This window comes from uncultured Veillonella sp., from assembly GCF_938010505.1.
Lineage (GTDB): Bacteria > Bacillota > Negativicutes > Veillonellales > Veillonellaceae > Veillonella.
In genome coordinates, this window is the sequence record NZ_CALLVP010000123.1 from 1 (window position 1) to 11,458 (window position 11,458).

Annotated in this window: 10 protein-coding genes and 1 pseudogene; 7 read left to right on the forward strand and 4 right to left on the reverse strand. The window is 40.5% G+C overall.

The window, feature by feature from the left end:
• Positions 1-278: 278 nt before the first annotated feature.
• The 3 genes from pflA to pflB all read right to left on the reverse strand — a co-directional run bounded on the left by pflA (position 279) and on the right by pflB (position 3,497).
• Entirely contained in the window at positions 279-1,055 is a 777-nt protein-coding gene (pflA, locus tag Q0507_RS07805; RefSeq protein ID WP_298714781.1) for a pyruvate formate-lyase-activating protein, read from the reverse strand.
• A gap of 12 nt (positions 1,056-1,067) precedes the next feature.
• The gene (gene grcA3 / locus Q0507_RS07810; protein WP_287529389.1) at positions 1,068-1,304 is read right to left on the reverse strand and encodes an autonomous glycyl radical cofactor GrcA3; all 237 of its coding nucleotides are present in this window, start codon (positions 1,302-1,304) and stop codon (positions 1,068-1,070) included.
• Positions 1,305-1,379: 75 nt separating this feature from the next.
• Complete coding sequence (pflB, locus tag Q0507_RS07815) at positions 1,380-3,497, reverse strand: formate C-acetyltransferase (protein ID WP_298714789.1); 2,118 nt, start codon at positions 3,495-3,497, stop codon at positions 1,380-1,382.
• 516 nt (positions 3,498-4,013) lie between these two features.
• On the opposite strand from pflB, the gene Q0507_RS07820 reads away from it, so the two are divergent.
• Entirely contained in the window at positions 4,014-4,880 is an 867-nt protein-coding gene (locus Q0507_RS07820) for a DMT family transporter (protein WP_298714793.1), read from the forward strand.
• 190 nt (positions 4,881-5,070) lie between these two features.
• Here the strand turns inward: Q0507_RS07820 and Q0507_RS07825 are convergent.
• Positions 5,071-5,292 (reverse strand): annotated as a pseudogene (locus Q0507_RS07825) (hypothetical protein); the annotation flags it as partial.
• A gap of 217 nt (positions 5,293-5,509) precedes the next feature.
• Here Q0507_RS07825 and Q0507_RS07830 point away from each other — a divergent pair.
• The 6 genes from Q0507_RS07830 to metA all read left to right on the forward strand — a co-directional run.
• Complete coding sequence (locus tag Q0507_RS07830) at positions 5,510-6,976, forward strand: DASS family sodium-coupled anion symporter (protein WP_298714796.1); 1,467 nt, start codon at positions 5,510-5,512, stop codon at positions 6,974-6,976.
• Positions 6,977-7,254: 278 nt separating this feature from the next.
• Positions 7,255-7,659 (forward strand): PACE efflux transporter, encoded by a 405-nt coding sequence (locus Q0507_RS07835; protein ID WP_298714799.1) that lies wholly within the window; start codon positions 7,255-7,257, stop codon positions 7,657-7,659.
• Between the two features lie 58 nt (positions 7,660-7,717).
• Positions 7,718-8,221 (forward strand): ECF transporter S component, encoded by a 504-nt coding sequence (locus Q0507_RS07840; protein ID WP_298714801.1) that lies wholly within the window; start codon positions 7,718-7,720, stop codon positions 8,219-8,221.
• A gap of 152 nt (positions 8,222-8,373) precedes the next feature.
• On the forward strand, positions 8,374-9,507 hold the full coding sequence (locus Q0507_RS07845) for a PLP-dependent aspartate aminotransferase family protein (protein ID WP_298714803.1): 1,134 nt from the start codon (positions 8,374-8,376) through the stop codon (positions 9,505-9,507).
• Between the two features lie 10 nt (positions 9,508-9,517).
• The gene (locus tag Q0507_RS07850) at positions 9,518-10,702 is read left to right on the forward strand and encodes a MalY/PatB family protein (RefSeq protein ID WP_298714805.1); all 1,185 of its coding nucleotides are present in this window, start codon (positions 9,518-9,520) and stop codon (positions 10,700-10,702) included.
• A 61-nt stretch (positions 10,703-10,763) separates the two neighbouring features.
• The coding region (gene metA, locus Q0507_RS07855; RefSeq protein ID WP_298714806.1) for a homoserine O-succinyltransferase at positions 10,764-11,458 on the forward strand (695 nt) is incomplete at its 3' end.

An 11,458-nucleotide genomic window follows, 5' to 3' on the forward strand; every position in this document is an offset into this window, starting at 1 on the left:
AAATTTAGTATTGCTTTATCAATGGCCATTAACTGTATCGCTATTATTCTCTCATTACTTGAGGTTTTGACACCTACTACCGGTGCGTTAGTTCATAATGTGGGGTCCTGTTTGGTTGTCCTCGTTGCAGCCCGTTTGTATGATAGAAAGTTTATTTAAACGCAATAAGAGCCGTCCCCGGTTGTATGGGGGCGGCTCTATTGATTAGGGCTATCATAGATCAAGTCTTGGTATATATATTTATATATATCAAGGGAGGTAGTTATCCTCAAACTTGATTATGATTGATGTTGTGTTTTGATGGGACTCCACCAATGGCGTCTATAGGCCTTGATGCCTTCCACCACGGTTCTTGTCGCTTTGGCTGCAATATCTTTCGTTGCAGCGGGGATGCCCTCTAGGCGATAGGGAATACCTAACTCCTTATATTTAGCAGTACCCATAACGTGATAAGGTAAGCAATCAACGGCTTGTAAATTTTTCAGAGTTCCTAGGAAAAAGCCTAGACGATAGTGACGATCGGCATTATCTGTAATCGTAGGGACTACTACGTGACGAACCCAAATCGGAACTTCCACGTCTGCCGTCAATCGAGCAAACCCGAGAATGGGTTCTAATGGTTTTCCCGTTAACCATAAATGCTTGGCTGGATCGATTTCCTTAATGTCTAGGATGACGAGACTAGTTACACTGAGTAATTTACGGTATGCCACCTCTTGGTGGGGATCAAAACAAATTCCACTTGTATCTAAACAGGTATGGACGTTTCTTTCACGGAAATATGTGAAAAGCTCCGTAACAAAGTCAATTTGCATAAGAGCTTCCCCACCTGTGACGGTGATACCACCATTAGTATAAAATTGGCGGTTACGTTCGTACTGGTCCCACAATTCCTCTACGGTCATGAATTTAGCATCGGCGCTAGTTTCATCCCATGTGTCAGGATTGTGGCAATAAGCACAACGCATGGGGCATCCTTGTAGAAATACCACCATGCGCATGCCCGGACCATCAACCGTACCCATCGTTTCAACCGAATGAATACGTCCAGTCATAGGAAACCTCGATTAGATTTGTTGATGGAATGTACGGGAAATAACTTCGTCCTGTTGTTGTTTTGTCAATTTGTTAAAGTGCACCGCATAACCGGATACACGAATCGTCAATTGAGGATACAACTCAGGATGTTTTTGGGCGTCTAACAATGTTTCGCGAGTAAACACGTTGACGTTCAAATGATGGCCGCCCTTTTGGGAATAACCATCCAATAACTCTACCAAGTTATCAACTTGTTGGTTGCTCATGGGTATAACCTCCTTTCAACCAAGACTAACACTCGTATCGGTGCCGGTGAAAGCAGTCCGATACTGGGGAAGATTTTATTTATCTTCCTCTATAGTAACATTTGGTTCGCTACATGCGAAGTTTGTATTGCTGTTAGGCAATTGAGATGGATCTAACTCAATATCAAAATCGCTAACGGAAACAAATGTTTCACCAGATTTACCTAATGCATCAGGAATGATAGAGAAGGTATTAGAAATACCATCGGAGCAATCACGCCATGGCATTTTAGCTACGGATGCCAACGAAGAAATAGCACCGTGAGAATCACGACCATGCATTGGGTTAGCACCAGGAGCGAAAGCTTCGCCAGCTTTACGGCCATCTGGAGTGGAACCTGTTGCAGTACCATATACTACGTTGGAAGTAATCGTTAACAAGCTCATTGTAGGAACGGATTGACGGTAGGTAGGATGTTTACGAATTTTATTCATAAATGTGGAAACAACTTTTGCTGCCAAGCCATCTACACGATCATCATCGTTACCATATTTAGGGAAGTCACCTTCGATTTCGAAATCAACAGCGATGCCGTTTTCGTCACGAATAGGTTTTACTTTAGCGTATTTAATAGCGGACAAGGAGTCAGCTACTACGGATAAACCAGCAATGCCAGTTGCAAACCAACGAGTTACTTTGCGGTCATGCAATGCCATTTCTAGTTTTTCATAAGCATATTTATCGTGCATGTAGTGAATGATGTTCAATGCGTTTACATATACGCCTGCCAACCATTCCATCATATCGTCGAATTTTTCCCATACTTCGTCGAATTCTAAGTATTCGGAAGTGATAGGGCGGTATTTAGGACCGATTTGTTTCTTCAACTTTTCGTCAACGCCGCCATTGATTGCGTAAAGCAAGCATTTAGCCAAGTTGGAACGAGCGCCGAAGAATTGCATTTCCTTACCGATACGCATTGGGGATACGCAACATGCGATTGCGTAGTCATCACCAGAGTTAGGACGCATTAATTCGTCGTTTTCGTATTGAATGGAAGATGTTTCAATGGATAATTTCGCACAGAAACGGCGGAAGCCGATAGGCATGCGAGGGGACCATAATACAGTGAGGTTTGGCTCTGGAGCAGGGCCAAGGTTAGTCAATGTATGTAGGTAACGGAAGGACATTTTGGAAACCAATGTACGACCGTCAGTACCCATACCACCGATGGATTCAGTAGTCCAAACAGGGTCACCTGTGAACAAATTATTGTATTCGTGGATACGTGCGAAGCGAACCATGCGCAATTTCATGATGAAATGATCTACGAATTCTTGGATTTGTTCTTCTGTGTAGGTACCGTTGCGAAGGTCACGTTCCGCGTAGATGTCGAGGAATGTGGAGTTACGGCCGATGGACATAGCAGCACCGTTTTGCTCTTTAATAGCACCAAGGTAACCGAAGTAAATCCATTGCATGGCTTCACGAACATCTTTAGCTGGCTCGGAAATATCGTAACCATAGGACGCTGCCATTTCTTTCAACTCTTTTAAGGAACGGATTTGATCTTGAATTTCTTCGCGGTCGCGAATGACATCTTCAAGCATATCGCCCATAGTGATGTTAAATTGTTCTTTTTTATCTTCTATGAGGTAATCAACACCATATAAAGCGATACGACGGTAGTCACCGATGATACGGCCACGGCTGTACGCATCTGGCAAACCAGTTACGATATGCGCTGTACGAGCGGCACGCATTTCTGGAGTATACACGTCGAATACGCCATCGTTGTGTGTTTTACGGTGTTTTTTGAAGAAGTCTTCGGTTTGAGGATCCATTTTGAAGCCGTATTCTTCAATAGCGGATTTCGCTGTACGCAAGCCACCATAAGGGAACATAGCGCGTTTTAAAGGTTTGTCGGTTTGCAAACCAACGATCGTTTCAAGGTCTTTGTCGATATATCCTGGCGCATGTGCAGTAATGTGTGTGGCCACGGAAGTATCAGCGTCGAGCATGCCGCCTTTTTCACGTTCTTCTTCGTAAAGCTTCATTACTTGGTTCCACAATTTTGTCGTTCTTTCTGTAGGACCAGCAAGGAAGGAATCGTCCCCTTCATAAGGGATATAGTTTCTTTGAATAAAGTCGCGTACATCAACGGCTTTATCCCACACACCTGTGTTAAAATCTTTCCATGCAGTATGTTGCATTTTGCACCTCCATAAATGGATATAACTATAGATTTCTATGCCTATAGTGTACAATGTTTGTAATATTTCTACAATGTACAGATGATATTTATTTTCAATACATGTTATGCGATTTTGTGAAGTATCTTATAAAGTCTCATAAGCTAATATGTCGAAAAATCCTTGTATATATTGATTTATATGAACTTTTATTTTATTTGAGTACTCTTAATGTATATGTGATAATATGAAATTACATATCAATATTGTTAAGAAACCTTGGATACCGATTTTCAATACTATTGGATAGCTTATATTTGTGTATAGTTCAAGCGGTGAAAAAAGGTATGATTTAATTTCTTGTAGTTTCAGTGGTATATTATGGTACAATTTAGATAGTGTTATTAAGATATAATACATATCGATAACATTATCTTGGTAGAATTAATCAAGATAGAAATAATCTGGATAGAATATACGTGGATCAAAATTGATTATAAGATTGTATATGCGAATACTATTGAAAGGCGGGTGTTAATGGCAAATCGAAAGAAAGCACTTTTAGGTGCATCTGCTACAATTGCTGTATGGGCTACTGCATTTCCTTTCAGTAAAATAGCATTACAATCCGTAGATTCATTAACGCTTTCTGTGGCAAGGGTTATGGGTGGGGCCTTACTTATGCTGGTAATCGGTGTTGTAAAAGGCTTACACATACCGACAACATGGCGTGAGTGGGGTCTATATATTCTGTTAGGTGCCACAGGTAATTTTGTTTACCAAGTTGTCTTTAATGAAGGTTTGCGCACAATTCCGGCGGCCACATCCAGTATTATTATGGCCTTGACTCCGATGACGACGGCACTGATGGCCATGACTGTTTATAAAGATAAAATACGCCCCATAGGCTGGTTATTTACAATAACGGCTTTTATAGGTGTAGCCATAATTATTCTTTGGAATTCAACCCTTACAATTCCTACAGGTGCATTATGGACTTTGCTGGGGATGACACTCTTTGCAGTTTATAATATCCTTAATCGTGGCCTTAGTTTAAAAGGATATAAGCCTATCACTATCGCCATGTGGTCTATGTTTACAGGTGCCATTATGGCTTTGCCTTTTGCGGAACATGCCATTGAAATGATTGCTGTGGCACCGATTAGTGCAAAATTTGCCATGGCCTATTTAGCATTTCTTTCTAGTGCGTTAGGCTTTGTATTCTGGAGCTACGCCTTGGAACATGCTGAAAAGGTTTCTGATGTAACTAATTTTATGTATATCTCGCCTATAGTGGCAGCTATTGTAGCCGCATTTTTATTGGGAGAAATTCCTAATATGGGGCTCTATATTGGGGCACCTATCATTTTGGGGTCATTATTCTTGTTTAATCGATTTAGGTGATTAGATTGGATATAAAAAAGACGTACACAGTATAGCAATTTTGGCTTTGTTCGAATGAGATCGACTTGGCCTGTGAAAGCATATGTGTACTTTTTTTGTGTTTGTCTTATACTGTCATACCTACAGCATAGTTTTCATATAGTTCTTTATAGTGACCACCGCGTTTGATGCGTTCGTGGTGTGTTCCCTGTTCTGTGATAGTGCCGGTAAAAATCCAAGTATCTTGCAGTACCATGCCTACCGTGTTGTGTAAGCTTTCACGAGATACGTCGCGAATATCTACGCCATTGTTGATGATTGTGGCCGTTAATGTTGGTATATATAATGTGCCTGCCACAGTGAGTAACGAAAGAATTGATACGATGATGACTGGAAACCATAAAGGTTTTAAATAGTATATGAATGGTTTCATTTAAATCCTTTCAGTAAAATTAGCTGAATTAACAATTTTAGATATATATTATATTGCATAAAATTAAGATTATCTAGTAGGATGAAATTTATTACTAAAAGTTTATTATCAATTAATAAGTTTTATGATTAAGTTTATATCATCTTATTAAAATTTTTGATATACTAAATAGGCAATTTTTGCAATTTTTGTTTTGAAGTAGTAAGGAGCGTTTCTAATGAAGTTGAATTGGAAATTATTCGCACCGCTTATAGTAGCTATTCTTGTATGGCTCATCGGTGCTCCTGAAGGTCTTAGCGCAAATTCTTGGATTTATGTAAGTATTTTCGCTGGCCTCGTGGTGGGGTTGATTTTAGAACCAATGCCACCAGCTTTTATCGGTATCATTGCAGTTACCGTATCTATGTTGTTTAAGGTTGGCCCTGCCCCTGTTGTAGATAAAGCTACTGGTGTAGCAAAGGCAATTACCGATGCTCAAGCTATTAGCTGGGGGCTTAGTGGTTTCTCTAATGCTATCGTATGGTTGATTTTTGCAGCCTTTATGATTGGTATTGGTTATGAAAATTCAGGCCTTGGTCGTCGTATTGCTTTGTTCCTCGTAGCAAAGCTTGGCAAGTCTTCCTTAGGTCTTGGTTATGCCATTGCTATTACGGACCTTGTATTGGCTCCATTTATTCCAAGTAATGCGGCTCGTTCTGGTGGTACGATTTATCCAATCGTATCTAGTATTTGTCCGATGTTCGAATCCTATCCAGATAAAAACCCTCGTAAAATTGGTTCTTATTTGAACTGGGTGGCATTGGCAACTACATGTGTATCTAGCTCCATCTTCTTGACTGGTGCGGCGCCAAACCCATTGGCTCTTGAGTTGTCTGCTAAGTCTGGTATCGTAGCGGCAAACTGGGGGACATGGTTCTTAGCTTTCTTACCAGTAGGTCTTATCTTGTTTATCATCACGCCATTGTTGACTTATGTATTCTGCAAACCAGAGGTAAAAGGTTCCCCTGAAATTGCGGCGTGGGCGAAAGATGAGTATAAGAAATTAGGCTCCATGACACGCAGTGAAATCTTCATGGCCTTGATTTCTGTCTTGGCTCTTGTGTTGTGGATTGGTGCTTCTACATTTAAAGTAAACCCAACTACAACAGCTTTGATTGTTATTATCTTGATGATTTTCACTAAGATTATGACATGGCAAGACTTCCTTGCTAACAAACCAGCATGGAATGTTTTGACTTGGTTCGCTACACTCGTACCTATGGCTGCGGGTCTTAAAAACGTAGGCTTTTTGGAGTGGCTTGCTAAATCTGCAGGTGGTTCTTTAGTATCCTTAGATCCCACAATGGCAGTTCTTGGTTTGTTATTAGCATTCTGCTTGCTTCGTTACTTCTTTGCTTCTGGCACTGCTTATGTAACTGCCATGGTAGGCTTATTTGCTACTTTAATTCTTCAAATTCCTGGTGTTGATCCAGCTCAAGTTATGTTAATTCTTTTAGTACCAATGGGTATTATGGGTATCCTTACACCATATGGTACTGGTCACAGTCCAATCTGGTTTGCTAGTGGCTATAACAAAGGTCCTGAATTCTGGAAATTAGGCGCTATCTTTGGGATTATCTACCTTGCTATCTTTATCGTGGTGGGAATCCCATGGATTCAGTTCGTAATGCCACTTTTAGGATAGTTTTCCGCCGCCATATGTCTCTCTGCGCTCCATTCGCTGCAAGTCGCTAGATAGACATATGGCGGCTTCTTCTATCTTAAAATAGCAAAACTCACTTCGGAAAAAGCAAGTCGAGCTTACAGAACGCTACGAGGGGCATTTTTATATCCAAAAATGGCATAGCTCACTTCAGAGGGTAAGTCGCTTTGTCAAAGCTCGACAAATCTAAAAAAATAAATATAATAGTGATGTGATAGTAAATTTCTTATCTCGGTTTTCTGATGGAGGTATTTATTATTATGTCTTCTTTTGAGCGTGTGGTGCAGTCAATTTTATATGAGATTGGTTGTATTTTAATAGGTTGTTTGGTAATGCAGTTTGTTCCGCATGAGGGGCAGCCTTTGGTCTTGATGATTATTTTTTCCTTGTTGGCGATGGTTTGGAATTTTGTGTTTAACTGGATATTTGATAAACTAGTACCAGGTGACCGATTAGCGCGAGGGCCTGTAATCCGCACAATTCATGCAGTGTTGTTTGAAGGTTTGTTTATGCTTGCCACAGTGCCTATTATTATGTACATGATGCATATGAGCTTTTGGATGGCCTTTGCTACAGATATAACGATGACATTAGTCATATTAGGTTATACTTATATTTATAATTGGGTATATGATCGAGCACGTCTATATTTTGTAGAGGCTTAATTTTAAATGTGAGGTAGGTACCTCTTGTAAAATCTATATCGTATAGTAGGAGGTTCTTATGTCTACAAAATCTATTACGGGCACAGGTCTCTTGTTGGCCGTTGCCTTATTGGCGCAAAGCTTGCGCCTTATGTTTCCATTTATTCCAAACCAAGTGAGTATGTTCCTCATCGGTTCCATTACATCTGCTACATTTGTTTTAGCGACGTGGCGCTATGGTTGGAAGAATGGTCTCGTTATCGCTTGGATTGCTCCGGTAGTAGCGTATTTACAAGGTATGTTACCGCTACCGCCGTTCATTTTGATTACGGCTCTTGGCACGACAGCGTATGTATTTGTGGCACATTGGTTACAACATAAGCCAAAGCTTTTACTTATTATTGTGGCGGCTTTGGTAAAAGCCGGCGTACTCTTTGGCGGATATTCCTTGTTCTTCTCCTTGTTCCAGTTTCCACCAAAGATTGTAAATACCATGCTTTTCGTATCTAGTTGGCCGCAATTGGTAACTTCATCATTAGGTATTATTTTGGCATTACTTATTACAAAACGTACTAAAAATTAGTCTAACTTAACTTAGAGTTATGACAACCCATTCAAAATAGATATGACTTTTCAGGGACACTCAGGATGTATGAGTGCCCCTTTTTGTTGACCTTAATCATTGTCTACTCTTATAATTAACATATTGTATACAAATATGAGGAGTTGATTGGAATGAAGTTTAATACAAAATGCGTTCATGGCAGTGGTAAACCGGATGATACCGGTGCAATCTCCCCTGCAATTTATATGTCTAGTACGTTCTCTCATCCAAAGTTGGGTGATACAACAGGTTACCAATATTCCCGTGAGTCTAATCCGACGCGTGACCGCTTAGAACAATTGATGGCAGGCCTTGAAGAGGGGATAGATGCGTTGGCATTCTCTTCTGGTATGGCTGCGGTGGATGCAGTATTCCATTTATTCTCCCCAGGAGACCACATCATCTTAGGTGATGACTTGTATGGTGGCTCTATCCGTATGTTCACAAATATTTACGAACAAAACGGTATCGAGTTTACTTATGTAGGTACCTCTGATCTTGATGCGGTGAAAGCAGCTTTTAAACCGAATACAAAGGCTATATATATTGAAACTCCTACAAATCCTATGATGGAGATTACCGATATTCGTGCACTTTGTGCATTGGCGCATGCACGTAATGCGCTAGTCATCATCGACAATACATTTTTGAGTCCATATTTCCAAAAGCCATTGACGTTGGGTGCTGATATTGTCGTTCATAGTGGTACCAAATTCATTGGTGGTCATCACGATGTAATTTCTGGCTTTACTATTGTAAAAGATGAAGAAATCGCTTCAAAATTGCGCTTAATATACAAAACAGTTGGTGCATGTCTATCCGCTATGGATAGCTGGCTCGTTATCCGCGGCGTAAAAACATTGGCACTTCGTATGGAGCAACACCAAAAGAATGCGATTGCTCTTGCTGAATGGCTAAAGACACAACCTAAGGTAACAAAAGTATTGTTCCCAGGACTTCCTGAACATCCGGGCTATGAAATCAATAAAGCCCAAACAACAGGCTTTGGTGGCATGTTATCCTTCGAAGTAGATAGCGAAGAAACGGCTAAACAAGTATTAGAAGGTATTGAGCTTATTCAATTCGCTGAAAGCCTTGGTGGTACAGAATCCTTGTTGACGTATCCTGTGACGCAAACACATCCTGACTTGAAACCTGAAGATGCAGAACGCAAAGGTATTACACGTCGTTTGTTACGTTTATCTGTAGGTATTGAAGATACAGAAGACTTGATTGCGGACTTGGAACAGGCTTTTAACAAATAAAGGAGTTCCTATGGGACAATATAATTTTGATCAAATAGTAGATAGAACTCATACAAAATCATTGAAATACGACTTTGCTGTAAAGCGCGGTAAGCCTACGGATGTATTGCCATTCTGGGTAGCGGATATGGATTTTGAAATTCCCCCTGAATTGAAACAAATTTTATTGGACCGCGTAAACCATGGCGTATTCGGCTATACCGAGTCTGATGATGAGTATTTCGATGTGTTAAAGAATTGGTTTACCTCACGGTTTAATTGGACTCCAGAAGCAAAGTGGCTTGTTAAAACGCCTGGTATCGTATTTGCTTTAGCGATGGCGGTTCGTGCTTTTACCGAGGTTGGCGAAGGGGTGCTCATTAATCAACCTGTGTACTACCCCTTTAGTATGGTTGTTGAGGATAACGATCGTCGTCTTATCAATGTACCGCTCATCAAAGGCGATGAAAAATACACTATTGACTTTAAAGACATCGAGCGTGCAATTATTGAGGAGAATGTAACATTATTCCTCTTGTGTAATCCGCACAATCCAGTAGGGCGCGTGTGGACTGAGGACGAGTTGAAACGCCTCGGCGACATTTGTATTAAACACAATGTGCTCATCGTGAGCGACGAAATCCATGCTGACTTTGTTTGGGAAGGGCATACGCACAAGGTCTTTGCGGACCTTGGTGAAAGCTATGCAGAACACTGCATTGTATGTACAGCGCCTAGCAAGACTTTTAACATTGCAGGCTTACAAGTAAGTAATATCTTCATTCCAAATGATTCTTTACGCCGTCGTTTTATAAAAGAAATTGACCGTGCTGGGTATAGTCAGTTGAATACGATGGGAATTGTGGGCTGTGAAGGAGCCTACAAAGTTGGGGCTCCTTGGCTTGATGAATTAAAAGAATATATTCAAGACAATATTCAATTCACCATTGACTATGTAGCAAAATATATGCCAAAGATTCGTGTATATCGTCCTGAAGGGACATATCTCATGTGGCTGGATTGCTCTCAATTGCCGCTCAGCCCTAAAGAGCGAGATGAATGGATCATCAATGATGCCAAGCTATGGCTTGATACCGGTTTTATGTTTGGTGTCGATGGGGAGGATTTTGAACGCATTAATGTTGCTTGTCCTCGCAAAACATTAGAAGAAGGTCTCGAAGCTTGGCATCGTGCCTACGAGGCGAGAGGGTTTTAACTAGCTTAGTTAAATTATTTAGATTAGGTTATCAAATTGTTTAGTGTGTAGAGGTGATATTATGCCTATTAAAGTAATAAAAAATTTACCGGCCATTACGAAATTAGCTCAAGAGAATATTTTCGTTATGGATACTGAACGGGCGGAGAATCAACAAATCCGACCTTTGCAAATTTTGCTTGTCAATTTGATGCCTACTAAAGAAGTGACGGAAACGCAAATTTTGCGTGCTCTCAGTAATAGCCCATTGCAAGTTAATTTGACGCTTTTACATACCGCATCTCGTAAGGCTAAAAATACAGATGAACAATATTTAGAAACCTTCTACCGCACCTTTGATGAAGTAAAAGACCAGTTCTTTGACGGTATGATTATTACAGGTGCTCCTGTAGAGTTAATGCCTTTTGAAGAGGTAGACTATTGGTCTGAACTCGTAGAAATCATGAACTGGGGCGAAGAGCATGTGTACTCTACGTTCTATATCTGTTGGGGTGCTCAAGCCGGCTTATATCATCACTTTGGTATTAATAAATCTGTTATGGATGAAAAGCTATTTGGTGTGTACGAACATGATATCTACAATGACCGCCCGGTTCTCTTACGTGGTTTCGATGAACGATTTTGGATGCCACACTCCCGTCATACGACCGTTTCTTTAGCGCAAATTAAAGAGAACCGTGAGTTAGAACTTTTGGCGGGATCTGAACCAACAGGTGCAGCCATCGTTCGTAGTTTAGACAATAAACATATCTTTGT